A 24,175-nucleotide genomic window follows, 5' to 3' on the forward strand; every position below is an offset into this window, starting at 1 on the left:
TCGCCTCCTCTTCAAGCGCGAGACAACAAGAGCCGCAGGCCGGCCACGCCGAAAAACACGGCCAACAGACCCTCTATCCAGCGCCGCGCGCGCCGATAGAGGCGCACCATCGGCGCGGTTGAGAAAACGAGGGCGTAGCCGCAAAAGATGGTCACGCTCAGAGCCGCGCAGCCGCCGAGGATCGCCGCAAGCCTGTGCCACGACGCATCCGGCCCGAGACCGAGCGTCACCAGGGCGATCCATGCGAGCACGGATTTCGGATTGGTGAGATGCATCAGCAATCCACGCCGATAGAGAGCCGATCCGTAGAGCGCATCGTCACCCGGCGGCTGCACCGCCTTGCCGCCGGAAGATAGAGCCGCCCTTACAGCCTTGAAGGCGAGATAGAGGAGATAGAGGCCGCCGAAGATTTTGAGAACGATCAGGGCTTCGGCGTAGCGGGTCAGCAGCGCCGAGATGCCGGTGGCGGCCATCATGCCCCAGAAGATCGATCCGCTGACGACGCCGGCTGCAAGGAGAAGCGCTGCTCGTCTGCCGTTATTCATCGCAACCCCCATGATCTGCATGTTGCTGGGGCCGGGACTGGCGGCGGCGATCACATAGGCGGCGTAGACAAGCAGAAGCTGGTGGACGGAGGTGGACAAGCTTTTGGGACCTTATGAGCCGAGGAGAGGTGCGAGACACGGAGATCACATCCCGCTCAACAGTTTAGAGGCGATCATCCACATTGTAAGTGCGATGAGCGTTTCCAGGATGCGCCAGGACAGCGGGTTTGAGAAGACCGGTCGCAGCCATGTGGCGCCATAGCCGAGCGAAAAAAAGAACAGGAAGGAGGCGGTTACCGCGCCTGTCGTGAACGAAAGCTCGCCTCCCGGAAAGCGGGTCGAGATCGTGCCGAGCAGCACGACGGTGTCGAGATATACATGCGGATTGAGCCAGGTGAGCGCCAGGCAGGTCGCAACGGTCTGCCGAAGGCTCGACGCTCTCGCCTCTCCGGCCGCCAAGGCTCCGGACGACCGCAAGGCGGAATAGAGGTTTTTGGCGCCGTACCAGATCAGGAACGTCGCACCGCCGTAGCGCATGGCCGGATCGAGCCAAGGCAAGAGCGTGGCGATTTGCCGGAAGCTGGTTACCCCCAGGATGATCAGCAATGTATCGGATAGCGCGCAGGCAAGGCAGACGGCGAAGACGTGCTCGTTGCGCAGCCCCTGGCGCAGCACGAAGGCATTCTGCGCGCCGATCGCCACGATCAGGCTGAGCCCCATCAGCAGGCCCGTGACGTAAACCGAAAAATTCATGCCTGCAAAGCGCTCCGGAAACGAGATGAGCGTTTCCGGTATCGCGACGGGAGTATTCAGGCTAGTTAATGTTGCTAAGTGCAATTAAGCGAAACTAAGCCATGCTCGATTATCCCGCCCTCCGTGCCGTCGCGGCCGTCGTCCAGACGGGCAGCTTCGAAAAGGCCGCCGGCATCCTCAACGTGACGCCTTCGGCCATCTCCCAGCGGGTGAAGCAGCTCGAGGAACGCCTCGGCGTCGTCCTGGTGGCCCGAGGCAATCCCTGTACCGCGACGGAAAAGGGAGAATGGCTCTGCCGCCATATGGAAAATGTCGGCATGCTCGAAGGCGAGCTGCTCGAGCACCTGCCGGGCCTCGTCGGTCCGGGTGAACTGCGGCAAAGGGTGACGCTGAACATTGCGACGAGCGCCGACAGCCTCGGGACCTGGTTCGTTGCGGCCGTATCGAACTTCGCCAAGCGTTCGCCCTACCTGCTGAACATCGCCCTCGACGACGAGGACCATACCGCCGAATGGCTGAAAAAGGGGCGGGTGATTGCCGCGGTCACCAGCCTGGAAAAGCCGATCCAGGGGTGCCGGCGCGTGTCTCTCGGCACGCTTCGCTATCATGCGACGGCGAGCCCCGACTTCGTTGCCCGGCATTTCGCCGATGGCGTCACGCCGGAGGCGATCGCCAGCGCGCCGGCCTTGACCTTCAATCAGAAGGACAGGCTTCAAAGCCGGTGGATACGCCAGGCGCTCGGGGAAGACGTGACCTATCCGACCCACTGGCTGCCGTCGACACAAGGCTTCCTCGAGGCGAGCCTTGCGGGCATGGGGTGGGCGATGAATCCCATCCAGCTTGCGCGCGAGCATCTGGAGTCCGGCCGGCTGCTCGAGCTGATCCCCGGCACGCCCTTGGATGTTCCCTTGTACTGGCAGATCAACCGCCTTGCCGCCGACCGGCTGACCGAGCTTACGCGCGAGGTCACCCTGGTCGCCAAGCACCGCCTACTGCGTTGAAGAGTGGCGCGGCGCGAGCGCTGCCGCCAGGGCCGCTGCCAGCATCAAGCCTGCCGCCGCCAGGGGCAGAGCGTAAAAATCCGTCCCGGCATAGGCGGCGCCGAAGCCGAGCGTGCCGGCGAAAAGGGCGAGATAGGTAACGCCGCTGTTGAGCCCCATGATTGCGCCGCGCCTGGCGGGATCGAGCGCGGTCAGGCGCATGATAAGCACGTTCAGCCCGAAATGGTTGGCGAGCCCCCAGAGAAAGACGACCGCCAGCATGGCCGGATAGGAACCGCTCGCCGCCGCCATCGCGACATAGACGCCGGCGACGCCGAGGAAAATCAGCGGCAGCAGCCTGCCTGCTCCGAAGCGATCGATCAGCCGGTCGAGGAAGGCCGCTCCGCCGAAGCCCAAGCCGTAGGAGACGGCGACGAGGCCGTTGGCACTCACGGGCAGGCCGAGGGCGGCAGTTAGATGGTCGCCGATATAGGCGTACACACCGTAGAAGGCTGCCATGAAGGCAGCGCAGGCGACGAGGAGCGGCGCGACGCCGCGCACGCTGAGCGCCGCAAGCGGCGATGTCGCCTTGCCGGCGACGCCTGCGGCGACGGCTGCGCGCCGGACGGCGGCGCAGGCGATCAGCGTTGCCGCGGCGACGACGACATAGACGGTGCGCCAGCCGGCGAATTCGGCGATCGCCGCCGACAGCGGCACGCCGGCCACCATGCTCAGCGTCCATCCGGTCAGCACCAGGCCGATCGTCTCGCTTTCCCGCCCGGCCGGGGCGATCAGCGAGGCCAGCGTATAAATGGCGGGAAGTGCGATGCCCGCCGCGATGCCGACGATGAGCTGGGCGGCGACCAACAGCGGCAGCGCCGGCGCGGCGGCGCTGCCGGCAAGCCCGGCAGCAAGCAGCATGAGCGCCGCCGCGAGCATGCGCCGCGGGCCGTGCCGGTCGATCAGGCGGCCAAGGAAGACGGCGCTTGCGGCGGTGCCGAGTCCGAAGGCGGCGGACGCCGTCATCACCGCAGGAACGTCGGCGCCGAGGCTCCGCGCCACTTCCGGCGCGACCGGCCCGAGCGCCAGTGAATTGGAGCCGATGACGCCGATCGCGGCGGTCAGCACGAAGGCGAAGGGCGGGATGCGCGCCCTGTCGCCGGATAGGGCGGAAATGGATTGATCGATGTTCGTCATTCCTGCATATTTGCAGAACCAAATTCGGTATCAACGGGAAATATCAGTATGGATCAAAATACAGATGACGTTCGGCGGAAGCGCCCACCGGAGCGTGACCTCGACGCGATGGACCGAAAACTATTAGGCGTCCTGGTCGAGGACGCGACGACGAGCTACGCCGAACTTGGCGAACGCGTCGGGCTTTCGCCGCCGGCCGCGCACGAGCGGGTGAAGCGCCTCAGGCGCTCGGGGGCGATCCGCCGCGTGGCGGCGCTGATCGATCCCGAGGCGCTCGGCAAGACGCTGCTCGCCTTCGTCCATGTCGACACGACCGGCTGGGGCAAGACGCAGGCGCTGCTGGCGATCGAGGAGTGCCCGGAAGTGGAGGAGATCCACTCGGTCGCCGGCGACACCTGCATGCTGCTCAAGGTTCGCACGGAAAGTCCGCATGCGCTCGAAGGCCTGCTGGCGCGCCTTTACGACACGCCCGGCGTCAAGGCGACGCGAAGCTATGTCGTACTTTCGACCTATCTGGAACGACCGGTGCAGCCGGGTACGACGAGCGAATGGCCGGAACGGGTGAAGGGCTAGGAGTGATATCTTTATCCCATCAGAGCCAGGCGGCTTCAGTTCGGTTCCACGCCAATGGCGGATCAAGCGATCGCCGGCCTGGCGACCAAGTTCGCGATTTGCAGGGCCTCTATGCCGATCTGGCGCAGAAGGCCCGTGGTCGCAGGATTGAAGCCACAAAAGTACAGGCCGTCCCTCGCCGGATGAAGCTCGCCCCTCCGTGGCTTGGCGGCACCTTGAAACCGCTCGACTACGTCGGGCAGCAGTGTCTCGAGGGCGGGCCGGTAACCGGTAGCCAGCACAATCGCATCGAATTCCGCCGACTCGCCGTTCGCGAAGTGCACGCGCGAGCCCGCTGACATTTCGACGGCGGGGTACACCTTGATCCGGCCTTCCCTGATCTTCGCAATCGTGCCGATGTCGATCAGGGGCGTTCGGCCCCGCTCTATCATGGCGGTCAAAGCCCCCTGTCGCGAACGCTTGAGGCCGAGTCCCTCGAGATCGCGATAGCGCATGTGCAGAAACGGTGCGTTGACCGCATCGACTACTCTCGACGGAAAGTGTTGCTGAAGGATAGCGATCGTCGCGCTTGGCACGCCGAACATTTCTCTCGGAACAACATTGATGGGCCCACGGACCGCCATGGCGACCTCGAGGGCTGCTTCGGCGCATTCGAGCGCGATCTCGCCTGCCGAATTTCCGAAACCGACCACCAGAATTCGACGTGCATCAAGAGCAACTGCGTTCCGGTATTCGCAAGAATGCGTGATGGTCCCCTTGAAGGTTTCCTGACCAGTCCAGTGCGGTCTGATCGGTGCTTTCGAGAGTCCGGTGGCGATGATGACGGCTCTCGATTCGAATACGTCGCCGTCGCCCGTCTCGACGACCCATTTCGCAGCTTTCCGAACAGATGCGACGCGTTTGCCGAACTTGATCCGAACGTCATTTGCACGCGCATAATCTTCGAGATAGTCGATGACCTGCAAGCGTGAGGGGTATCTCGGGAAATGCGCGGGCATCGGCCTTCCCGGAAGCGCCGAGCGACCTTTCGCCGTATGGAGGTGAAGGCGATCGTAATGCCTTCGCCACGATGCGGCGAGCTCGTCCTGAGCCTCCAGGACCACCGAGCGACAACCCTCGGCGCGGAGCGCCGCGGCGCAGGCCAGGCCCGCCGGGCCCGCACCGATGATGATTGTCTCCTCAATTGCCACGGACGTTCCTCCGGGTGAGATGCTTGGCCTGCTCAATTCGAGCTTGCGGTGCACCGCAAGCTCGCTTCGACAATACATGCTTCCACCGCTACGGCTACTAGCGCTCAAGGATGCATTGTTGTTGCTAGACTTTGCAGGAAAACTTGCCGGTGGGTACGCGGGATGAATTGCCCCCGGCCTGTTCGGCAGAGCCGAGGAACCCTCGGTTGCGCCGGCAAAGACCCTCGTGCCCCTCGCACGAGGCGGCCGCACGCTTCGCGACCGCTGCCGGCATCATTTTGGCGTCAGCGCGCACCCGCCGATCGCAGCTGCTCTTCAATCTTGGTCCTGCAGGCAAACGGCAGGGCCGCGATCAAAGATTGCTTTCGAGCGCAAACGTAACGCTGGATAGCACTATGGCAGATCCGGTCATGCGGCGCTGTTCGGACCAGGGATGGAGAGGCTTTAAGTCAGGTCATTCTCTCCTGCCCACTATTAACCGCCCAACCGAAGAAGTGTGCAAGCTTTTCTGCAAGTGAAGGAAACGAGCCGACCCAATATAAAGCGGAGTCTCGAAACGTGTCTGGCAACCGTAAGTTATTTGTTGAAGACTGAGGGCGATTCGGGTTGCACTTGATCGAACACTGTTGGGGGCACAATGAAATCCACCCTTCTTCCAGTTCTGGCATCCTTCGGTATCTGCGTCATTGCGGGGAGTGCCACGGCCGCCGACATCTATTCGCCGCTGACGCCCGAGGCCCAGCAGACGACGACCGAAAGCGGCTGGAGCTTTACCTTCGCGCCCTATTTCTGGGCGGCGGGGCTGTCGGGCGACATTGCCCAGTTCGGACTGCCGGCCGTCCATGCCGACGCCAGTTTCAGCGATATATTCGACCACCTCGATTTCGGCGCGATGGTGATCGGCGAAGCCCGCTACGGTCCCTACAGCATCTTCACCGACATCATGTACACCAAGATTTCGGGCCAGGGCGGCACGCCGAGGGGCATTCTCGCCAATGACGTCGCGCTCACGTCCGAGACTTTCGCCGGCTTCCTCGGGGCTGGTTATTCCGTGCTCGAGGACAATTCGGGCCGTCTCGAAATCGTCGGCGGCTTGCGCGTCTGGTCGGTCGAGAGCGAACTCTCCTTCAGCGGCGGCCTTCTCGACGGCGTGTCGAGAGCCGATGAGGCGACGTGGGTGGACGGGCTGGCCGGTTTTCGCGCAACCTATTCGCTCACGCCGGAAATCTACCTGACCGGTTGGGGCCTCGTCGGCGCCGGCGGCGCCGATCTCGACTGGGACGTCGCCGCAGCGATCGGCTACCGGTTCAACGATACGGTCTCGGCCGTCGCCGGTTACCGCGCCCTGGGTGTGGACTACAGCGACGACGGATTCGTCTTCGACGTCGTACAGCAGGGCCCGATCCTGGGTCTGGTCGTGCGGTTCTAGATCGGGGCCGGGGCGGGGCTCGCAGGCGTCTTTGCCAGGCAGGTGCGGCGGACAGATCAACCCCTCAGCGTCGGGGCTCCGGATCGCCCCAGTTTGGTGGACGTCTGTCGCACGATCTTGGCGACGAAGTCAGATTTGCCGCCAGTGTAGAATTTCCAGTCGCCATTTGCCTCCGTTGCCAGCTTGCGCTTCAGAGCAGCATATTCGGCTGCGTCGTCCGGACGAGTACGGAGCCAATCGCGAAACAGAATGCGTTTGACATGCGTCGGGTTCTCCGGCCCGCAGAGATAGAGCCGCGTGCCGTAGGAGCCGTGGCCCGAGGTGAAGGTCCACATACCATCACCGTATGGATCGCCGTGGAAGGCAAAGCCCAGATGCGCCTTCACCCGCTCGACTGCTTCGACAACCATCGCATGGCTGCGAAGCACTGTGTCGATGTCAATTTTGGGCTTCGAAGGAAGGCCGACCACCGATGTACTCCCGACATGGTGAATGTCATCCACCATGTCGCCGATCAGTTCCATGATCCGGCTCTTTTCCGCCTCGAATAGCCCGGGCCATGCCGGGTCGTAGTCTGCAACCTTTATCGCGGCCATCCCTGCAGTCATTCGGTTCGATTTTCAATAGGGCATGTCCGATCACACAAGATGGAGCGTCAACCGCGTCGCGCCGCCTCGATCGCGGCGACGTCGATTTTCCCCATGGTCATCATGGCGTCGAATGCGCGCTTTGCCTCGGCGCCGCCAGCGGCAAGCGCGTCGGTCAGGACGCGCGGGGTGATTTGCCAGGAAATCCCCCATTTGTCCTTGCACCAGCCGCATGCGCTTTCCTGGCCGCCATTGCCGACGATGGCATTCCAGTAGCGGTCGGTCTCCTCCTGGTCGTCGGTGGCGATCTGGAACGAGAAGGCCTCGCTATGCGTGAACATCGGCCCGCCGTTGAGGCCGAGACAAGGAATGCCGGCAACGGTGAAGTCGACCGTCAACACGTCGCCCTCCTTGCCGGACGGGTAGTCGCTGGGTGCACGGTGCACGGCGCTCACCTTGCTGTCGGGAAAGGTATCGCAGTAGAAGCGAGCAGCAGCCTCGGCATCCTTGTCGAACCAGAGGCAGATCGTATTCTTCGCCATTGCATGTTCCTTTCGCTTTGAAGCCGTTCGGCCTTGTCTCCCATTCGCTACCGTCCGAAATAGGGAGGGAACCGTTTTTCTCCACCCCGAAGTGTCCGTTCCGCCGAGGATGGAGCGGTAACGAAGGGGTCGGCGAACCGGGATTCGGCGATGCGGGCGGCCGTAACCGTCAGGTACTTTCGGGCCGGCGGCAAGTGCGTTTAGCTTCGCGACGATGAATGGCTTAAGATCGAACGGGGCCGGATGAGGTGACGCATGACTCTCTCGCTTAATCGATCGCACCGCAGTGAGACGCCGATGGAGATCAGCGCCCGCGAGCCGGTGTGGGTCGAGGGCGGCACCTTCACGATGGGTTCGGACAGCCACTATCCGAAAGAGGCGCCCGCCCATCCGGTGAAGGTTGGCGGGTTCTGGATCGACGTCACGCCGGTGACCAACCGCCAGTTTGCGGAATTCGTGGAGGCAAGCGGCTACGTCACCTTGCGGAGAGGCCGTCGGATCCGAAGGACTATCCGGGGGCGCGACCCGAAATGCTGAAGGCGGGGTCGGTGGTCTTCGATCCGCCGAAGCGGGTCTTGAGCCGGGATCCATCGCAATGGTGGCATTTCAAGTTCGGGGCGAACTGGCGCAGGCCCTATGGCGCCTTGAGCAATCTGCGCGGAAAACTCGACCATCCGGTCGTCCAGATCGCCTATGCCGACGCCTTGGCCTATGCGGCCTGGGCCGGCAAGGACCTGCCGACTGAAGCGGAATGGGAGTTCGCGGCAAAGGGCGGTCGCGAAGGCGCCGAATTTGCCTGGGGCGACGAACTCGTTCCGGGCGGACGCTACATGGCCAATACCTGGCACGGGATGTTTCCGACGGAGAACCTGAAGCCCGACGGCTTCGAGCGGACCTCGCCGGTCGGCAGCTTCCCGCCGAACGGTTATGGCCTCCACGACATGATCGGCAACGTCTGGGAGTGGACCATCGACTACTGGACCACGCAGCATCCGGCACCGGCCGAGACGCCCTGCTGCGTTCCGGTCGATCCGCGCGGCGGCACCGCCGAGGCGAGCCGCGATCCGGCGCAGCCAGAGGTTCGCATCGCGAGACGGGTCTTGAAGGGCGGATCGCACCTTTGCGCGCCCAACCATTGCCGCCGTTACCGGCCGGCGGCGCGCGCCATGCCCAGGAAGGAATTCGGCGGCCACCCATATCGGCTTCCGTTGCGTCCGGCGGCCATAGGTCGCGTTGGCACCATTTACCAGGAGACGCCGCCATGATTGCATCCACGAAGCACGAAGGGCCCGCAAGCAAGGCGCTCCACCGGCCAGCCCATGTCTTTTTCGATGACGGGCCGGGCAAGCCGGTCGGCATCAACAAGTTCATCGGCCGCCGCCCCATCTTCGCTGCCGGCAATTCGGACGGCGACTACGAAATGCTCCGCGAGGTGACATCCGGTCCGGGGCCGCGGTTCGGCCTCATCGTCCACCAGACCGACGCCGATCGCGAATGGGCCTATGACCGCCAGTCGCATATCGGCAAGCTCGATAAGGCGCTGAGCGAAGCGCCTCAGCGCGGCTGGCTGCTCGTCGATATGAAGAACGATTGGCGCAAGATCTACGCATTCGAGCAATAGCGGACGGGCAGGCTCTCTAAAGGGATGCCGACAGCCATTCCTCGGTGTTCGTCACCCTCACCTGAACCGAAAAGCGATTGCAGAGAAGTTCCAGCGATGCATCGTGCGTTTGATCGGTCGTGCTGCACACCGCGTCCTTCAGCAGGATGACCTTGTAGCCGAGGTCGATGGCCCCGAGTGTGGCGGCCAGCACGCAGATGTCTGTCTCGCCTCCCGTCAGGACCAGTGTCCCGACGTCCTCACGAGCCAGGGCGCCATGCAGCCGGCCGTTCGTCCATGGCGAATAGGTGGTCTTGTCGAACACGCGCGCCGGCGGAACCAGCCGCTTCAGGTCCGGAACCAGATCCACCAGAGCGGGTTCAAGTCGGGTGGTCGTCATCATCGGCCATTTTTCGTAATATGCGCGCCACATGCCCGGCAGTTCCTCCGGAGCGGACGGCGGCACGAACCGCGTGAAGACGGTGCGATCGGGAAAGCGAGCCGCGACCTCGACGATCTGGTCGAACACCTTGGGCATCCAGGCGACGTGCCACGGGGTCGCCTCGGTGAACATGCGCTGCATGTCTACGCACAGGTGGATCCATTTTTCCGGGTTCATCGCATACTCCGCGCCCCGGTTCGGTGGGCGAGCCTCAAAGCGGACATGACTTTAAGAACTCGAAGAGTGGAGCGGAGTTCCGGATTGCTTGTCCTGCTTCCCGCTCCGCTCCAGCCATTCGGCGAGTTCGGAGGCTGGCGCTGTCGGCAGACGGCGTGCTAGTTTGAAGCCATGAGGGGACGGCCCGCTTCAGGAATGTCGGCCGGTCCCGGGGTACGCAAATATTCCCGTCATCATCCCGCGCGTCGGAGGCAGACATGACCGCATTCAATGTCGTGCGCTTCAAAGTCAAGCCTGGCATGGAGACTGTCTTTCTCGACGCCCATCGCAACATTGCCGACAGCTGGTCCGGCTTGCGCCACGCCAACATCATCCAGACCGGCGAGGGCCGCTATTGCATCGTTGCGGAATGGGAAAGCATGGAGGCACTGGCAGCGAGCCGGCCGCAGATGATTGCCACGCTCGACAGTTTCCGTGAGACCCTCGAGGACCTTGGCGGCGGGCTCGGCGTCACGGACCCGGTCGCGGGTCGGGTGGTCCTGTCGGCGAAATAGTGCGGCCGGTCGGTCAGGGCTTTGAAACCGTGGATCAATCTTGCCGGTTTGTCTATCTGACGAGACGCCTTCACCCCATCCGCGCCGAGCGCGCGTTACGTTCAAAAAACGGAGTTCGAGAGTGAGCGTTGCCTTTGTCAAGGAAGAAAGTGCCGAAACGGCTTCGGAAACACTTTTGCCCGACCGTCCGGTTTCACCTCATCCGAACCTTGTCACGGAAGCGGGACTGAAAGCTTTGGAATTGCAGGTGCAGCAGGCGCGCGCGGCCTACGATACGACGACTACGATCGAAGATGTAAACGAACGGCGGCGACAGGCAGCAGGCCCCTTGCGTGATCTGCGCTACTTTGCCGAAAGGGTCCGCACGGCCCAGCTTGTCCCTGAACCGACGTCAATTGACACTGTCGCCTTTGGGAGCACGGTCACCTTCAGCCGAGACGACGGGCGGATCCAGACCTATCGCATCGTTGGAGAGGACGAAGCCGATCCCAAGGCCGGATCGATTTCCTACGTCTCGCCGGTGGCACGGATTCTCATGGGTAAAGCGGTCGGGGATGTCGCGAGCGTCGGCGATCAAGAGCTCGAGATCATCGCCATCTCTTCCTAGAGCCTTTCCTGGTTCAATTTAGCCAAGGATCTAGCTTCCGTCCCGTTGCCCCGCGCGGCCCGTCTGCGACGACTCCATCGAAATCGTCCGAAGAGAACCCCCACCGCCAGAACGCGCCCGCCAGGAAGAGCATTGACCGGAACCCTCAGTTCGTCGACTGATGGCGGCGCAGAAAGCAGCAGGCGTCCCTGCACGCTGGCCGTTTTCGAAACCGGATACTCAGGCGAATAACATATGCTCGAAACTACTCCTCTCGTCGTCGCCATCGCGGTGGTTTCCGCCTTCTTCGTCGGGCTGTCCAAGGGAGGTCTGCCCTCGATCGGGACCCTCGCCGTTCCTCTCCTGGCACTTGTGATCTCGCCGGTGGCGGCAGCCGCGCTGCTCCTGCCGATCTATGTCACCAGCGACATGGTCGGCCTCTACCTCTATCGTCGCAGCTATTCCGGCCGTAACCTCGCCATCCTCATTCCGTCGTCCCTGGTCGGCGTCTCGATCGGCTGGGCGTTCAGCGCCCATCTGTCGAGCGTGTTCATCGGCATGCTGGTCGGCGTGGTCGGCGTCCTGTTCTGCCTCAACATGTGGATGGGCGCGCGCTACCGCCGGTCGCCCAGGCAAGGGCACGTTCCGGGCGGCCTGTTCTGGGGCGTGCTGACGGGGCTGACGAGTTTCGTCTCCCATTCGGGAGGCCCGCCCTACCAGATGTACGTCCTGCCGCAGCATCTGGAGAAGATGAAATTCGCCGGCACGTCGACGATCCTTTTTGCAATCATCAATGCCGCCAAGATCGTTCCCTATTGGGAATTGCAGCAGTTCGCAAATCTCGATGTCCGGCTCATGCTGGGGCTGGCGCCGGCCGCGATCCTCGGAACGGCCATCGGCAAGAGGCTGACGGAAATCCTGCCGGACGGCCTCTTCTTCCGGGTCGTCCAGGTATCGTTGCTTCTTCTATCGCTGAAGCTGATCGCGGATTACGGGATGACGCTGGTCGCCTGACAGGGAACGGCGTCTTGCGGACAATGCCGTGCCTCATGCAACCGAGACGAGGCGGCCCGGCTCCCTTGCCGCGGTCTGCCCGCCGCGCATGGCAACGGCGCCCCGAATCCGGATCGTTGCGGTATGCATACGAATTGGGGCTGCCCGACCTGCGGAGCGTCTCCGTGAAGCGATATCCCTATCTCATTTTCTATCGCAACCCAGCCAGATCATGTCGACGTTTGGCGCGTGCTGCATGCCAAGCGGGACATGCCTCAATGGATGCAGGAACCGAACGTCACTGACCGCTCGGACATTCCCGCCGTTGGAGGAAGCTAGCCGTGGGCAGGGAGCTGAGCGCACAAATGTTGAGAAGGGCCGGGACGGCTCGAGGATCAGCACCGTCCAGTCCATTCCAATCGCGCCCCGGGGTCGGCTGCGCGACCACCCGGGACAACCCCTTCCGCCTATGGGAGTCGACACTATCGACAATTGCGAGCGTTGCGTAGATGCTAGGCCTCACGCTGAGGATGCAAAGCGGTGAAACGTCCAGGTTGATGTCGAGCAAAGGGGTGAAAGCATGAGAAAGCTTGTCATTGCCATTGGAATGATTGGTACCCTTGCGTCCTGCACTCAGACAGAGCGAGCGACCGCAATCGGTGCGGGAACCGGCGCCATCATCGGAGGCGTTGTGAGTGACAGCTGGGGCGGCGCGGCTATCGGCGCTGTGGCCGGTGGAATTATGGGCAACTTGATAGGCCGCTCCCGGGAGCGCGAGGGCTACTGCATCTATCGCGATCGCTACGGGCGCCGATACGAAGCACGCTGCCGATGACAGCAGCTCATCTCGGCGCCTACGGAGAAGGACTTTCGACAAAGCTGACGAGGAGTTGCCGGTTCCGCAGCCTGCCGTCCTGACCGACGACGCGGGCGAGATCCTGGCCTTCGCCCGCGATGGCGCGCCGTCGCCGACGGTCAGCCCGGCAACCCGGCCGTCTTGCCGAAAGGCACCTTTGGTGACGTCGGCAAACTCGTTGGCGACGTCGGAGCAAGGCACATTGTCGAGCGGTCCGGCGTGCCGGTCATCGATGTCGAGCTCGGAGCCGCAGCCCGCCTCGATCTCGACACGCCGGAAGCGATCGTGGCGGCGGGCGGCACGCTGAAGGGATGAGCTGGATCCGGTCCCGTTGGTTGGTTTGAAATCGGAGGGCTTCGCCTGTATGGATCCATGATCGAGTCTTTCGCCGCGACTAGGTGCCGGCCTCGACCGTGCAAGGTCGCAAACGAACGGGAGATCCAGGCTGGACTTGGGCGAAGAGACGCAGCAATCCGACACGCCGACGCCGCGCATGTTCTCATGGGCGCGCAATTCGGCCATCTATCGCCTCGAACGCCGGATGCATACGGAGAAGCAGCTCTTCGACGCGATATCGCGAAAGGCCCGGCAGAAGTTCGACGACATCAGCGAAGCGCAGGTCAAGGCGCTCGCCGACTCCGCCGTGAAGTTCGCCCATGACAACAGGGCGCTCGACGATACGGCCTATGCCGAAATCAGCACCCGTTCGGGCATGCGCGGCGGCAAGTCGAAGCGCCAGATCGCGCAGAGGCTGTCGCAGAAGGGTGTCGCCAACGATACGGTCGCGGCCGCCATCGCCGAGGCGGACGACCTGTACGCAGCCCTCGTGCTTGCCCGAAAGCGTGCCTTCGGGCCGTTCCGTAAGTGTGAGCTGGACGAAAAACGAAAGGCAAAGGAGCTCTCCGCCTTTGCCAGGGCCGGCTTCGGCTTCGACATCGGCAGGACGGTTTTCGAGATGTCGGCCCATGATGCCGAAGAGGCATTGGCCGCGGGCCGCCATCTCTAAATTGGCGGTCGGCCGAAAGCCGATCAGGCTCGTCTGAGCGCCGGATCGTCGAGCGCCGGATTGTAGAAAAGCGACAGCGTCAGACTTCGGGCGATACGCTCCGCCGTGGCCATGAACCAGGCCTTCGCCTCATTGTTCGGGGCGATGTCCTCGAGCGTCGCGGCAAAAAGCTCCAGCCATTTCGGGAAAAGCTCCGGCGTCATGTTGGCGACGCCGAGATGCGCCTGGACCGGCTTGCCTCCGTAGGCGCCGCTGCGGAAGGCAACGGCGGACCAGAAGCTTTTCATCTTCTCCATATGCTCAGGCCAGCGTCCCGAAAGCCGCGCGTCGAAGACCGGCCCGAGTTCGGGATGCGCCAGCACGCGGCCGTAGAACGTATCGACCAAGGTGCCGATGAAGGCGTCGTCGACCCCGATCGCGCTCATCTCCGCTTCCGCGCTTTCGCGGTCGGCTGCGACAGGAGCAGCACGGCCCTGCAGTTCATTGTTCATTTCACGCTCCGACTTTGCCGCTCTCATATAGGCTGTGCTGATGCGGCATCAAAGGCGGAACCGCCGATTGCGGCAATCTGTCAGACGACGGAGGGCTTCTTTGACGGCGAGCGCCGGGCCATGCCGTCATGACGACCCAAACAGCATGCGGCCCCGCACCGAAGCACGGGGCCGCAAAGGGCTTTGGCAGAGAGCGTCGTCTCACTCCTCCTCGACGAACACCTCTTCGCGCTTGGCCTTGACGCTCGGCAGGAAGACGACGACGAGCACGATGGCGGCGATGGCGAGCAGCACGGCGCTGATCGGCCGGGTGACGAAGGTGGTCGGGTCGCCACGCGACAGGATCATGGCGCGCCGCAGATTCTCCTCAAGCAGCGGCCCGAGCACGAAGCCGAGCAGCAGCGGCGCCGGCTCGCAGCGCAGCTTCAGGAGCAGGTAGCCGACGAGGCCGAAGAAGGCGACGGCATAGAGGTCGAAGACGTTGGAGTTGACGCTGTAGACCCCGATCGAGCAGAAGGCCATGATGATCGGGAAGAGCACGAAATAGGGGATCTTCAGGAGTTTTACCCAGAGCCCGATCAGCGGCAGGTTGAGGACCACGAGCATCAGGTTGCCGATCCACATCGAAGCGATGATGCCCCAGAAGAGGGCAGGCTGCTCCGTAGCCACGTTCGGGCCGGGCACGATGCCCTGGATGATCATCGCGCCGATCATCAGCGCCATCACCGGGTTGGCCGGAATGCCGAGGGTGAGCAGCGGGATGAACGAGGTCTGGGCGCCGGCATTGTTGGCGCTTTCGGGCCCGGCGACGCCGGCGATTGCGCCGCGGCCGAATTCCTCCGGCCGGTCGGAGAGGCGCTTTTCCACCGTGTAGGAGGCAAAGGCGGCAAGAATCGCGCCGCCGCCGGGCAGCACGCCGAGCGCCGAGCCGATCACCGTGCCGCGCACCACCGGCGCGAACATCCGCTTGAAATCCTCTTTCGTCGGCAGCAACTCGCTGACCCTCGCCATCAGCACTTCGCGGGTTTTTTCGCTTTCAAGGTTGCGCAGGATCTCGGCGATGCCGAAGACGCCGACCGCGAGCGCCACGAAGTTGAGGCCGTCGGAATATTCGCGGATGCCCAGGGTGAAGCGCGGTGTGCCGGTGTAGATGTCGGTGCCGACGAGGCCCAAGAGCAGGCCGAGCGCCACCATGGCGAGCGCCTTGACCACCGAGCCGTGCGCCAGCGCGACCGAGGAGACGAGGCCGACGATCATCAGCGAGAAATATTCGGCGGCGCCGAATTCCAGCGCGATCGCCGTGAGCGGCGGCGCGAAGAGGGCGACGAGGAAGGTCGAGACCGTGCCGGCGAAGAACGAGCCGAGCGCGGCGACCGCCAGCGCCGTGCCGGCGCGGCCGTTGCGGGCCATCTGGTAGCCGTCGATGGCGGTGACGGCGGAGGAGGATTCGCCCGGCATGTTGATCAGGATCGCCGTGGTCGAGCCGCCATATTGGGCGCCGTAATAGATGCCGGCGAGCATGATCAGCGACGAGACCGGCTCGAGCTGAAAGGTAATCGGCAGCAGCATGGCGATGGTCGCCGTGGCGCCGATGCCGGGAAGCACGCCGATCAGCGTGCCGAGCAGAACGCCGATCAGGCAGAAGAGCAGGTTCGCCGGCGAACCGGCTGTGGCAAAGCCGAGGGCAAGATTGCTGAAGAGATCCATCATCCGTCTCCTAGAACCGGACCCAGGGGCCGAAGCGTTCGAACGGCAGGTTGAGGCCGTAGCTGAAGACCGCGACCGAGAAGATCGCCAGCCCCAGCGAGACGGCCACCGCCCAGAGCGGCTTCATGCGATGCGATGCGAAACAGGCGATCAGCGCCGTGAAGAACACGGCCGGCACGAAGCCCAGCCCCCGTACTGTCAGCCCGAAGAAGATCGGCGCCGGCAGGATGAACAGCATGCCGCGGATGGCGATCGGCCCCATCGGCTCGTGGTTCACCCGGGCAGACTGCACCAGGATGATGACGCCGAGCAGCGTCAGCACGGCGGAGAGCAGCAGCGGGAAATAGCCGGGGCCCATCCGGAAGGCGGTGCCGAGCTCGAGCCCGAAGGACTGCCAGGCGAAGAAAAGACCGACGGCCGTCAGAATACTCCCGCACAGCGCGTTGGTGGTATCGAAGGAGATGGCTTTCATCTTGTCCCCATTTTTGTGTCGGACGCGGCCGCGGCGTCCTGATCTTTGGCGATGTCCTCGCTTCTTGTCCGGCTAAGCTACTGCACGTTTCCTCAAATTCGAGTCGGTTCAACGATAAGAACATGCAGCGCTTCAAAGTTCCACTGCGAACCGTTGTGCGCCTGAAAAGCCTGACTGCCCCGTAGCGGGTCCTGAGGAAGTTGACACCTGTCAACTCCGGCTGCCGATCAATTTCTCCGACCGGTCGCTGCCCCACAGCGCGACCGGTCGGAGGCGATGCCGCCGCCATCCCGCCCCATGGTAAGAAACGGAATGGCAGCGGCTCGCGGGAGCCGATTAGTCGGCGTACTGGCCGGCTGCCTCGATCACCGGCTTCCAGCGGGCGATCTCGGCTTCGAGCTTCGCCTTCAGTGCCGCCGGGGTCGCATCCGCCTCGCTCGACGGTTCGGTGCCGAGTTCTGCGAAGCGGGCCGCGACGTTCTCGTCCTTGAGGGCCTTCTGCAGCGACTTCGACAGGCGGTCGGTGACTTCGGCGGGCGTGCCCTTCGGGGCATAGACGCCATGCCAGATGCCGACCTGGAAGCCGGCAAGCCCGGCTTCTTCGGCCGTCGGAAGGTCCGGGAAGATCTTCAGGCGCTTCGGCGAGGTCACGGCATAGGCCTTGATCGTGCCGCCCTGGATCTGCTTCGTCGTGTTGGTCGTCTGGTCGCACATGATGTCGACCTGGCCGCCGAGCAGGTCGGTCATCGCCGGGCCGGTGCCCTTGTAGGGCACGGTGGTGAGCGGCGTTTCGATGGCGCTCATGAACATCATGCCGCAGAGATGCGACGCGGCGCCGATGCCGGCATTGGCGACCGTCACCGTATCCTTGTTGGCCTTGGCGTATTCGATCAGGCCCTTGAGGTCGGTCGCCTCGAAATCCTTGCGGGCGACGATCGTCATCGGCACCTCGGTGACGAGGCCGACATATTCGAAGGCGTTCAGCGTGTCATAGGCAAGCTTGCGATAGAGCGTCGCGCTGGTCGCCATGCCGATATGATGCAGCAGGATCGTGTAGCCGTCGGGATCGGCCTGGGCGACGCGGCCGGCACCGAGCGTGCCGCCGGCACCACCGACGTTCTCGACGATGATCTGCTGGCCGAGGTCCTTCGACATGGATTCGGCGACGAGGCGGGCGACCGTGTCGGTCGGGCCACCGGCCGAGAAAGGCACCACCATGGTGATCGTGCGCTCCGGATAAGTTTGGGCGCTGGCCGAGGCGGCGAACAGGGAAACGGCGGCGGCGGCGCCCAGAAGCGCGTTCAGAATTTTCATCTTTTTCCTCCCGGATGATATTGTCCACCAGCCGGCACGGTTCCTCCCGCCGGTCCTGGTTTCACCCATTAGCAAACGGGATTTTACCATAGACAACCGCCGTCTGCGGCTGTTTCGCGCATTTCCGCCGCGTCGGCGCGGATCATGGGTGGATTTGGAAACAAAAGGGCTGGCGGATGGGTGGATTTCCACACATCGGAGGCGATTCAGCAACCGGTACGCCGCCGCAGATACGCGATTTCTGCATCCGTCAGCGGCCGGTTTGCCCCCTTCGGCAGGTCGCCCAGCATGATTTCGCCGATCGAGATGCGGATGAGCCGCAGGCATTCGAAGCCGAGCACGTCGAGCATGCGGCGGATCTGGCGGTTGCGGCCCTCCTGGAGCTCGACCGCAATCCAGGAGTTCCTGTCGCCGCTCCTCAAGCCCCGGACACGCGTTGCCTTCAGCACCTCGCCGCCCTCGCTCACGCCATCCAGCATCGCCTGAGTCGAGGCTGCATCGAAGAGACCGCGAACCTGGACATGGTAGATCTTGCCGAGATGGGTGGCGGGATCGAGCAGCCGCTGCGCCAGCACCGTGTCGTTGGTAAAGAGCAGCAGCCCCTCGCTTGCCTTGTCGAGCCGGCCGACCGGCGAGAGGAAGCGCGCATCAGTCTCGCCGAGGCAATCGAACACCGTCGGCCGCCCCTCCGGATCGTCGCGCGTCGTCACCAGACCGCGCGGCTTGTTCAGCATCAGATAGATCTTCGCCTCGGCCGCGATAGCGGCTCCGTCGACGGCGATCCTGTCGCGGTCGATGTCGACCCAGTGCGACAGGTCGGTGGTCTTCCGGCCGCCGACGCTGACCCGGCCTTCGGCGATCAGCTTTTCGGCCTGGCTGCGCGAGCAGTAGCCGAGCTTGGAGAGCGCCCGGGCGAGCGTCACGCGCTTTCCGGCGTCGCTGCCGCCGGTTTTCGTTGGGGCGGGTCTCCTGTCTGGCGAGGGGCGGCGCTGCTTCACCCGTCGATTCTCCGTGGGTATCGTACTCAAAGTGCTACAGCGTCCCGCGTGTGTCGGGAAGGGCATACGGGGCTGTCGTGGGCTTGGTCATCTGGCACGCCCGGCGTCAAGAGACCAGAGTCAAAAAATCTTTTGATTGCTGCCGCTTCAAGATCAAGATCACAAGTGGTAGTCTTGCTCCAGACTTGTTTAAGGGGCCGTCTCGGAAAGGCGCAGCTTCTGAAAAGCGGGCCTTCTCCGATGCTTAAGGGGGAGACGTGTATCATGCACAAGTCCGTTCTGGGGGGCCTTGTCGCCCTGGCAGCCACATCCCTGCTGCAGATTTCGGACTCTTCGTTCTTTTCGACAGCCTTGGCACAGCAGACACCGGCGACGCCCGCGCCGGCCGCGGAGCAGCCGGCAGCGCCGGAGCCGCTGACCGACGACGAGCTCGAGGTGCTGGTCGCCCGCATCGCGCTCTATCCGGACGAGCTGGTGGCGCTGGTCTCGGCCGCGTCGCTCTTCCCCCTGCAGATCATCGAGGCGGAACGCTTCCTCGAGGCCCGCAAGAAGAACCCCGAGCTGAAGCCGAAGGAAAGCTGGGACGGCAGCGTCATCTCGCTTCTCAACTATCCCGAGATCGTCAAGATGATGAGCGAGGATCTCGAATGGACGCAGAGCTTCGGCGAGGCGATCGCCAACCAGCAGAAAGACGTGCTGATCGCCATCCAGCAATTGCGCGACGAGGCGGTCGCCAAGGATATCATCAAGACGGATGACAAGATGAAGGTGGTCGAGGAGGGTGACAACATCATCATCCAATCGGCGAGCCCCGAGACCATCTATGTGCCGCAGTACCCGCCGGAAATGCTCTACGAACCGGATTACGCGCCGGTGCCGATCGATTATTACGACGAACCCTATCCGGCCTACTGGTATCCGGGCGCGGCCTTCTTCGCCGGCGCCGTGACCGGGGCGATCTTCGGCGCCATCGTCGACTGGGACGACTGGGGCGTCTGGGGCGGCGACTGGGACGGCGACATCGACGTCGACTGCAACAAGTGCTTCAACAACATAGACTTCGACGGCAAGCTCAACTTCAACGACATCGACTGGAAGAACGTCGACCGCAGCAAGCTCAGCTTCGACCGCGACCAGCTCAACAAGTTCGACCGGACGAACATCAAGAACAATATCAAGGCCAGGGGCGACAACAACCTGCGCAACCGCGCCGCCGAGATCAACCGCGACCGGCCGCAGGCGCGCCCGGGCGGAGGCGGCGGTGGGCTCACCGATGTGCGCAAGAGCACGCTCGAGGGGCTGAAGGCGCAACCGCGTCGGGAAGCTTCCGCACGGCCCTCCACGCGGCCCGGCGGCGGACAGGCGGTGGCGAAGGCGAGGGCCGACGGCGGCAAGCCGAGCGTCAACCGGCCCAAGGGCAAGAAGTCCTCTGTCAACCGGCCGGCCGGCAAGAAGAAAATGGCGGCCAAGGCGCAGAACCGGCCGAGGAAGCCGTCCGGCCTCGGCAACGTCAATTCCGGGCGGCGGGAGATGGCCTCGTCGCGGCGCGGCGGCCACAGCATGGGCGGCGGCCATCGCGGCGGCGGGCGGCCGCAGATGAGCCGCGGTGGCGGCGGCAGGCCGATGGCCCGCGGCGGCGGTGGCCGTGGCGGCGGGCGCGGCGGCAGGCGTTAGGCGGGCGAGGGGAGAACGACCATGAGCAAGCTCTTGCATTCGCTTCTGCTGGGATCGGCGGTTGCACTCACGCTCGGCACGGCTGCTGTCGACTGGGCGGTCGCCCAGGTGAAGCCGGTGGAAAAAATCGAAGACTATGCCGCGCAGGAGGATCCGCCGGTGTTCGACGATCCGGCCAAGGCGGTAGAGGCGCTCAAATCGGCGCTTGCCGCCAATGATTTCGACGGCGTGGCAAAGCTGCTGGGGCTCGACGCGGCGAAGCTCAGGACCGGCGAAGACGCGATGGAGACCTTCGCGCAAATTCGCGAAGGTGCGGCCCGCAATATCCGCGTGCGCGACCTCGACGGACGCAAGATCATCGAGATCGGCGACCGGCTCTGGCCGCTGCCGTTCCCGATCACCAAGGGCGACGACGGCAAATGGGCCTTCGACACCTTTGTCGGGCTGGAGGAGATCGTCAACCGCCGGGTCGGCGAGAATGAGCTGCAGGCGATCGAGACGGTGCGCGCCTATGTCGAGGCGCAGAAGGATTATGCCAGTCAGGATCGCGACGCCGACGGCGTCCTCGAATATGCCCAGAAGCTGATCAGCACCGAGGGCCAGACGGACGGGCTCTACTGGCCGGCCGACCAGGGCACCGGCGAAAGCCCGGTCGGCGACGCGATCAACGAGGCGGCGCTGGAAAAGGCGAAGGCCGGCGAGGGCTATTTCGGCTACCGCTACCGCATCCTGACCTCGCAGGGCGACAACATCGCCGGCGGGCGGTACGACTATGTCATCAACGACAACATGATCGCCGGTTTCGCGCTGATCGCCTGGCCGGTCACCTATGCCGAGACCGGCGTCAAGACCCTCCTCGTCAACCAGCAGGGCATCGTCTACGAGCGGGATCTCGGGGCGAGCACCGAGGCGATCGTGCCGTTCATCGACCGCTTCGATCCGGACGACACGTGGACCGTGGTGAAGGACTGAGCCGGGGCGGGCATGCAGTGACCCTTACGGGATGACGTTGGGTGCTCCGAGGATCCCGGAGGATGGTCAATGAGCAATCTCGAGGGAAGACGTCCCGTCGCGCCGCAACGCTCTGCGCTCGCAAGAGTCACATCCGAGGTTCGGCAAGCGCCGCTGCTTGCGCTCATCGTTTTCGTACCCGTCGTCGTGCTTCTGGAGCGGGTCTCGCCGGATGCGCATACGCTCTTGTTTCTCCTGTCTGTCGTGGCGATCGTACCCCTGGCGGCGCTGCTGAGCCGGGCGACCGAGGCGGTCGCCACCAGGACGGGAGACGCGGTCGGCGGCCTGCTCAACGCCACCCTCGGCAATCTGACCGAGCTGGTGATCTCGCTCGCCGCCCTGCAAGCCGGCCAATATCTGCTGGTCAAGGCCTCGCTTGCCGGCGCGATCGTCACCAACACGCTCTTCATGCTGGGCGGTGCGTTCCTCTTCGGCGGCCTCAAGCATCACGTGCAAGAATTCAACCGGGTGAATGCACGCTTCCAGGCCTGCCTCCTGTTCCTGGCGACGATCGCCATTCTCGTGCCCTCGCTGATCAGCGAAGTGGATCAGGCACCGGCCGCCGGTTTCTCCCAGCAGTTGAGCCTGGGGCTCGCAATCCTTCTCATCGCCGTCTATGCGCTCGGCATGCTCTTCTCCCTGAAGACACATAAGGAGCTGTTCGTCAGCGTCGGCCATGCCGACGCGCACGAGTCATCGTGGCCGCTTTCAGTGAGCGTCGCCGTGTTGATCGTCGTGACGCTGCTGGTCGCGCTGGTCAGCGAGATCTTCGTCGGTTCGGTCCAGGTCGCGGCCGAGCACCTTGGGATGACGCCGGCCTTCGTCGGTTTCATCGTCGTGGCGCTCGTGGGGGGAGCCGCGGAAATGACAACAGCCTTCTCGGCGGCGCGCGGCAATCGCCTCGATCTCAGCGTCGGCATTGCGCTCGGGAGCGCCGCGCAGATCGCCCTTTTCGTGGCGCCCATCCTCGTGCTCGTCAGCTATTTCGTCGGCCCACAACCGATGTCGCTGCAGTTCTGGCCGGGCGCAGTCACCATGATGCTCGTCGCGACGATGGCCGCGACGCTTCTCTCCAATGGCGGGCGCGGCGCCTGGTACATGGGCGTCATGGCGCTGGCGGTCTATGCCATTTTCGGGCTGACGCTGTTTCTTCTGCCCCCGGCGGCGCCGACGTGACGGCAACGGGGCGCGATGACCGCGAGCAGGCGGGGGCCGCTGTTGTCAATGCCCGGACGGGGGCCGAAAATACAGGCGCTGGATGACCGCCATCATCAGGGCCGTTGCCCATCCGAAAATGATCCAGCCATTGATCGCCTCGAAGGTGGCGACCTGGCGCCAGTCCTCGCCAAGGACGATGTCGCCATAGCCGACTGTGGTGAAGGTCACGGTCGAGAAGTAGAACGCATCGTCATAGCTCGGGAGAGCTTTCGAAAAGTAGTAGAAGCCCGCCCACAGGCTGACATCGATGAGAATGGGGACGATCAGATAGATAACCCAGGCCACCGTGACGAATGTCGGGTAGCGGATCAAAAGCTCGCCGCGCTGCCGTTCCGCCCGGCGGAAGGCGCCGAGGCCGGCGGACATGAAAAACGCCTGTATGACGACGGTTGCAGCGATGAGGCAGCAGGCGAGCGCAAGCCGAAATATCACCGACACCTCCACCGGATTGCGAGCCGACCAGAAGGCGCACCTGCCGCCGCCGCCAGCTTGCGGTTGCTACTGCATGTTTTTGTCCTGAATCGTACCCGATTCAGGACAAAAACATGCAGTAACTCAAAGTGCTACAGCGACCTGTGTGTGTCTGATAAGACGCACGGCGCTGTAGTGTAGCAAAGGTCATGCCACCGGTGAACAGGGGACCGAGCCCGCTCGCCGGCGCATCCCTCACAGCGTCGTCGCGGCGCGCGCCGATTGCTCATAGGCGCCGGACAGGAAGCGCAACGCGGCGGCGATTTCCGAAAGGGTTCCTTCCGAGGGGCGGGCCTTGGCGGTCGAGGCGACGAGCAGGCGCTCGCGGATATGGGCGTAGCGGCCGCAGGCTTCGGCGCCATTTACGGTGATCTGGATCGTCTTCTCCTTGCCCTGCCTGCCGGTTGTCACCAGGCCCGCCGCCTCGAGCTTGCGGATCGCATAGGTCGCGACATGGGTGTCCTCGATGTCGAGGACCAGGCAGATGTCGGAAAGCTTCTTTCCGCGGTCGCGGTGGCGGATCGTGTGGAGGATCATGATCTCCATCGGCGAAAGGCCGGGAACGCCGGCCGCCGCCATGCAGCGCACCATCCAGCGGTGGAAGGCGTGCGAGGCGAGGATCAGGCCGTATTCGACTTCGGAAAGGCCCGGCGACCCGCCTTCGGCAAGGTGAGCCGACGAAACGATCGGGCCGATGGCGTTGACGCGTTGCAGATGGTCGGGCGGGCCGGTCTCGGCCCAGTCGCGTGTCTCGCGGCTTTGTTCCCGCTTCCTGGTCATCGGCGCACCCTCTTGCTCAGCCTCAACGA

At 63.9% G+C, this 24,175-nt stretch carries 25 protein-coding genes and 4 pseudogenes; 15 read left to right on the forward strand and 14 right to left on the reverse strand.

Annotated features, from left to right (window positions below; genetic code table 11):
* Positions 1-11: 11 nt before the first annotated feature.
* Both RHIBR816_RS0120735 and RHIBR816_RS0120740 read right to left on the reverse strand, forming a co-directional pair.
* Positions 12-644 (reverse strand): LysE family translocator, encoded by a 633-nt coding sequence (locus RHIBR816_RS0120735; RefSeq protein ID WP_018238513.1) that lies wholly within the window; start codon positions 642-644, stop codon positions 12-14.
* Positions 645-689: 45 nt separating this feature from the next.
* The gene (locus tag RHIBR816_RS0120740; RefSeq protein WP_018238514.1) at positions 690-1,298 is read right to left on the reverse strand and encodes a LysE/ArgO family amino acid transporter; all 609 of its coding nucleotides are present in this window, start codon (positions 1,296-1,298) and stop codon (positions 690-692) included.
* 101 nt (positions 1,299-1,399) lie between these two features.
* Between RHIBR816_RS0120740 and RHIBR816_RS0120745 the strand changes: the two genes are divergently transcribed.
* Positions 1,400-2,299 (forward strand): LysR family transcriptional regulator ArgP, encoded by a 900-nt coding sequence (locus tag RHIBR816_RS0120745; protein WP_018238515.1) that lies wholly within the window; start codon positions 1,400-1,402, stop codon positions 2,297-2,299.
* Here RHIBR816_RS0120745 and RHIBR816_RS0120750 read toward each other — a convergent pair.
* The gene (locus RHIBR816_RS0120750; RefSeq protein WP_018238516.1) at positions 2,288-3,475 is read right to left on the reverse strand and encodes an MFS transporter; all 1,188 of its coding nucleotides are present in this window, start codon (positions 3,473-3,475) and stop codon (positions 2,288-2,290) included. The genes RHIBR816_RS0120745 and RHIBR816_RS0120750 overlap by 12 nt on opposite strands.
* Positions 3,476-3,523: 48 nt before the next feature.
* On the opposite strand from RHIBR816_RS0120750, the gene RHIBR816_RS0120755 reads away from it, so the two are divergent.
* On the forward strand, positions 3,524-4,048 hold the full coding sequence (locus RHIBR816_RS0120755; RefSeq protein WP_018238517.1) for an Lrp/AsnC family transcriptional regulator: 525 nt from the start codon (positions 3,524-3,526) through the stop codon (positions 4,046-4,048).
* Positions 4,049-4,110: 62 nt separating this feature from the next.
* Here RHIBR816_RS0120755 and RHIBR816_RS0120760 read toward each other — a convergent pair whose 3' ends face one another.
* A complete protein-coding gene (locus RHIBR816_RS0120760) occupies positions 4,111-5,238 on the reverse strand; it encodes an NAD(P)/FAD-dependent oxidoreductase (protein ID WP_034815549.1) in 1,128 nt (375 codons plus the stop codon).
* 637 nt (positions 5,239-5,875) lie between these two features.
* Here RHIBR816_RS0120760 and RHIBR816_RS0120765 point away from each other — a divergent pair.
* Positions 5,876-6,667, forward strand: a complete 792-nt coding sequence (locus RHIBR816_RS0120765; protein ID WP_018238519.1) for a hypothetical protein — start codon at positions 5,876-5,878, stop codon at positions 6,665-6,667.
* Positions 6,668-6,723: 56 nt separating this feature from the next.
* Here the strand turns inward: RHIBR816_RS0120765 and RHIBR816_RS0120770 are convergent, their stop codons facing one another.
* Both RHIBR816_RS0120770 and RHIBR816_RS0120775 read right to left on the reverse strand, forming a co-directional pair.
* Positions 6,724-7,263: a GrpB family protein gene (locus tag RHIBR816_RS0120770; protein WP_018238520.1), complete on the reverse strand. Its 540-nt coding sequence runs from the start codon at positions 7,261-7,263 to the stop codon at positions 6,724-6,726.
* A gap of 59 nt (positions 7,264-7,322) precedes the next feature.
* Complete coding sequence (locus RHIBR816_RS0120775) at positions 7,323-7,796, reverse strand: VOC family protein (protein WP_018238521.1); 474 nt, start codon at positions 7,794-7,796, stop codon at positions 7,323-7,325.
* 297 nt (positions 7,797-8,093) lie between these two features.
* Between RHIBR816_RS0120775 and RHIBR816_RS34455 the strand changes: the two are divergent.
* Positions 8,094-9,023 (forward strand): annotated as a pseudogene (locus tag RHIBR816_RS34455) (formylglycine-generating enzyme family protein).
* 97 nt (positions 9,024-9,120) lie between these two features.
* Positions 9,121-9,417 (forward strand): annotated as a pseudogene (locus RHIBR816_RS0120785) (hypothetical protein); the annotation flags it as partial.
* Between the two features lie 16 nt (positions 9,418-9,433).
* Here the strand turns inward: RHIBR816_RS0120785 and RHIBR816_RS0120790 are convergent.
* A complete protein-coding gene (locus RHIBR816_RS0120790; RefSeq protein WP_026187252.1) occupies positions 9,434-10,015 on the reverse strand; it encodes a cysteine hydrolase family protein in 582 nt (193 codons plus the stop codon).
* Positions 10,016-10,272: 257 nt separating this feature from the next.
* On the opposite strand from RHIBR816_RS0120790, the gene RHIBR816_RS0120795 reads away from it, so the two are divergent.
* From RHIBR816_RS0120795 to recX, 7 genes and pseudogenes are all read left to right on the forward strand, one after another.
* Positions 10,273-10,569: an antibiotic biosynthesis monooxygenase gene (locus RHIBR816_RS0120795; protein WP_018238524.1), complete on the forward strand. Its 297-nt coding sequence runs from the start codon at positions 10,273-10,275 to the stop codon at positions 10,567-10,569.
* A gap of 121 nt (positions 10,570-10,690) precedes the next feature.
* Entirely contained in the window at positions 10,691-11,176 is a 486-nt protein-coding gene (gene greA / locus RHIBR816_RS0120800) for a transcription elongation factor GreA (RefSeq protein WP_018238525.1), read from the forward strand.
* A gap of 234 nt (positions 11,177-11,410) precedes the next feature.
* Entirely contained in the window at positions 11,411-12,169 is a 759-nt protein-coding gene (locus RHIBR816_RS0120805; protein WP_018238526.1) for a sulfite exporter TauE/SafE family protein, read from the forward strand.
* 101 nt (positions 12,170-12,270) lie between these two features.
* A pseudogene (locus RHIBR816_RS38495) lies at positions 12,271-12,487 on the forward strand (type II toxin-antitoxin system RelE/ParE family toxin); the annotation flags it as partial.
* A 241-nt stretch (positions 12,488-12,728) separates the two neighbouring features.
* Positions 12,729-12,983: a YMGG-like glycine zipper-containing protein gene (locus RHIBR816_RS0120815; RefSeq protein ID WP_018238528.1), complete on the forward strand. Its 255-nt coding sequence runs from the start codon at positions 12,729-12,731 to the stop codon at positions 12,981-12,983.
* Between the two features lie 123 nt (positions 12,984-13,106).
* Positions 13,107-13,319: pseudogene (locus RHIBR816_RS36270) on the forward strand (4-diphosphocytidyl-2C-methyl-D-erythritol kinase); the annotation flags it as partial.
* Between the two features lie 136 nt (positions 13,320-13,455).
* Positions 13,456-14,010: a recombination regulator RecX gene (gene recX / locus RHIBR816_RS0120825; protein WP_018238530.1), complete on the forward strand. Its 555-nt coding sequence runs from the start codon at positions 13,456-13,458 to the stop codon at positions 14,008-14,010.
* A 23-nt stretch (positions 14,011-14,033) separates the two neighbouring features.
* On the opposite strand, the gene RHIBR816_RS0120830 is transcribed toward recX, so the two are convergent.
* The 5 genes from RHIBR816_RS0120830 to RHIBR816_RS0120850 form a co-directional block, all read right to left on the reverse strand.
* Complete coding sequence (locus tag RHIBR816_RS0120830; protein ID WP_018238531.1) at positions 14,034-14,501, reverse strand: group III truncated hemoglobin; 468 nt, start codon at positions 14,499-14,501, stop codon at positions 14,034-14,036.
* 201 nt (positions 14,502-14,702) lie between these two features.
* Positions 14,703-16,208, reverse strand: a complete 1,506-nt coding sequence (locus RHIBR816_RS0120835) for a tripartite tricarboxylate transporter permease (protein ID WP_018238532.1) — start codon at positions 16,206-16,208, stop codon at positions 14,703-14,705.
* A 10-nt stretch (positions 16,209-16,218) separates the two neighbouring features.
* A complete protein-coding gene (locus RHIBR816_RS0120840; RefSeq protein ID WP_018238533.1) occupies positions 16,219-16,680 on the reverse strand; it encodes a tripartite tricarboxylate transporter TctB family protein in 462 nt (153 codons plus the stop codon).
* A 336-nt stretch (positions 16,681-17,016) separates the two neighbouring features.
* Positions 17,017-17,994 carry a tripartite tricarboxylate transporter substrate-binding protein gene (locus tag RHIBR816_RS0120845; protein WP_018238534.1) on the reverse strand — a complete coding sequence of 326 codons (978 nt, stop codon included), beginning with the start codon at positions 17,992-17,994 and terminating at the stop codon, positions 17,017-17,019.
* Between the two features lie 206 nt (positions 17,995-18,200).
* Positions 18,201-18,992 carry a pseudouridine synthase gene (locus RHIBR816_RS0120850; RefSeq protein ID WP_026187253.1) on the reverse strand — a complete coding sequence of 264 codons (792 nt, stop codon included), beginning with the start codon at positions 18,990-18,992 and terminating at the stop codon, positions 18,201-18,203.
* Positions 18,993-19,256: 264 nt separating this feature from the next.
* On the opposite strand from RHIBR816_RS0120850, the gene RHIBR816_RS0120855 reads away from it, so the two are divergent.
* From RHIBR816_RS0120855 to cax, 3 genes are all read left to right on the forward strand, one after another.
* The gene (locus RHIBR816_RS0120855) at positions 19,257-20,666 is read left to right on the forward strand and encodes a DUF3300 domain-containing protein (RefSeq protein WP_018238536.1); all 1,410 of its coding nucleotides are present in this window, start codon (positions 19,257-19,259) and stop codon (positions 20,664-20,666) included.
* A gap of 21 nt (positions 20,667-20,687) precedes the next feature.
* Positions 20,688-21,638, forward strand: coding sequence for a DUF2950 domain-containing protein (locus tag RHIBR816_RS0120860; RefSeq protein WP_018238537.1), 951 nt, complete (start codon positions 20,688-20,690; stop codon positions 21,636-21,638).
* 69 nt (positions 21,639-21,707) lie between these two features.
* Positions 21,708-22,853, forward strand: coding sequence for a calcium/proton exchanger (gene cax, locus RHIBR816_RS0120865; protein WP_018238538.1), 1,146 nt, complete (start codon positions 21,708-21,710; stop codon positions 22,851-22,853).
* A gap of 45 nt (positions 22,854-22,898) precedes the next feature.
* Here cax and RHIBR816_RS0120870 read toward each other — a convergent pair whose 3' ends face one another.
* Together RHIBR816_RS0120870 and RHIBR816_RS0120875 are read right to left on the reverse strand one after the other, a co-directional pair.
* On the reverse strand, positions 22,899-23,327 hold the full coding sequence (locus tag RHIBR816_RS0120870) for a potassium channel family protein (protein ID WP_026187254.1): 429 nt from the start codon (positions 23,325-23,327) through the stop codon (positions 22,899-22,901).
* 234 nt (positions 23,328-23,561) lie between these two features.
* Positions 23,562-24,146 carry a winged helix DNA-binding protein gene (locus RHIBR816_RS0120875; RefSeq protein ID WP_018238540.1) on the reverse strand — a complete coding sequence of 195 codons (585 nt, stop codon included), beginning with the start codon at positions 24,144-24,146 and terminating at the stop codon, positions 23,562-23,564.
* Between the last annotated feature and the right edge of the window lie 29 nt (positions 24,147-24,175).

Origin of the sequence: Ensifer sp. BR816 (assembly GCF_000378985.1) — a bacterium.
Lineage (GTDB): Bacteria > Pseudomonadota > Alphaproteobacteria > Rhizobiales > Rhizobiaceae > Sinorhizobium.

Excerpts from the sequence above, each read along its gene's own strand:
- RHIBR816_RS0120740 (WP_018238514.1), bottom strand. The coding sequence starts at position 1,298 with ATGAATTTTTCGGTTTACGTCACGGGCCTGCTGATGGGGCTCAGCCTG.
- RHIBR816_RS0120745 (WP_018238515.1), top strand. The coding sequence starts at position 1,400 with ATGCTCGATTATCCCGCCCTCCGTGCCGTCGCGGCCGTCGTCCAGACG.
- RHIBR816_RS0120750 (WP_018238516.1), bottom strand. The coding sequence starts at position 3,475 with ATGACGAACATCGATCAATCCATTTCCGCCCTATCCGGCGACAGGGCG.
- RHIBR816_RS0120755 (WP_018238517.1), top strand. The coding sequence starts at position 3,524 with ATGGATCAAAATACAGATGACGTTCGGCGGAAGCGCCCACCGGAGCGT.
- RHIBR816_RS0120765 (WP_018238519.1), top strand. The coding sequence starts at position 5,876 with ATGAAATCCACCCTTCTTCCAGTTCTGGCATCCTTCGGTATCTGCGTC.
- RHIBR816_RS0120770 (WP_018238520.1), bottom strand. The coding sequence starts at position 7,263 with ATGGCCGCGATAAAGGTTGCAGACTACGACCCGGCATGGCCCGGGCTA.
- RHIBR816_RS0120775 (WP_018238521.1), bottom strand. The coding sequence starts at position 7,796 with ATGGCGAAGAATACGATCTGCCTCTGGTTCGACAAGGATGCCGAGGCT.
- RHIBR816_RS0120790 (WP_026187252.1), bottom strand. The coding sequence starts at position 10,015 with ATGAACCCGGAAAAATGGATCCACCTGTGCGTAGACATGCAGCGCATG.
- RHIBR816_RS0120795 (WP_018238524.1), top strand. The coding sequence starts at position 10,273 with ATGACCGCATTCAATGTCGTGCGCTTCAAAGTCAAGCCTGGCATGGAG.
- RHIBR816_RS0120805 (WP_018238526.1), top strand. The coding sequence starts at position 11,411 with ATGCTCGAAACTACTCCTCTCGTCGTCGCCATCGCGGTGGTTTCCGCC.
- RHIBR816_RS0120815 (WP_018238528.1), top strand. The coding sequence starts at position 12,729 with ATGAGAAAGCTTGTCATTGCCATTGGAATGATTGGTACCCTTGCGTCC.
- RHIBR816_RS0120830 (WP_018238531.1), bottom strand. The coding sequence starts at position 14,501 with ATGAACAATGAACTGCAGGGCCGTGCTGCTCCTGTCGCAGCCGACCGC.
- RHIBR816_RS0120835 (WP_018238532.1), bottom strand. The coding sequence starts at position 16,208 with ATGGATCTCTTCAGCAATCTTGCCCTCGGCTTTGCCACAGCCGGTTCG.
- RHIBR816_RS0120840 (WP_018238533.1), bottom strand. The coding sequence starts at position 16,680 with ATGAAAGCCATCTCCTTCGATACCACCAACGCGCTGTGCGGGAGTATT.
- RHIBR816_RS0120845 (WP_018238534.1), bottom strand. The coding sequence starts at position 17,994 with ATGAAAATTCTGAACGCGCTTCTGGGCGCCGCCGCCGCCGTTTCCCTG.
- RHIBR816_RS0120855 (WP_018238536.1), top strand. The coding sequence starts at position 19,257 with ATGCACAAGTCCGTTCTGGGGGGCCTTGTCGCCCTGGCAGCCACATCC.
- RHIBR816_RS0120860 (WP_018238537.1), top strand. The coding sequence starts at position 20,688 with ATGAGCAAGCTCTTGCATTCGCTTCTGCTGGGATCGGCGGTTGCACTC.
- cax (WP_018238538.1), top strand. The coding sequence starts at position 21,708 with ATGAGCAATCTCGAGGGAAGACGTCCCGTCGCGCCGCAACGCTCTGCG.
- RHIBR816_RS0120875 (WP_018238540.1), bottom strand. The coding sequence starts at position 24,146 with ATGACCAGGAAGCGGGAACAAAGCCGCGAGACACGCGACTGGGCCGAG.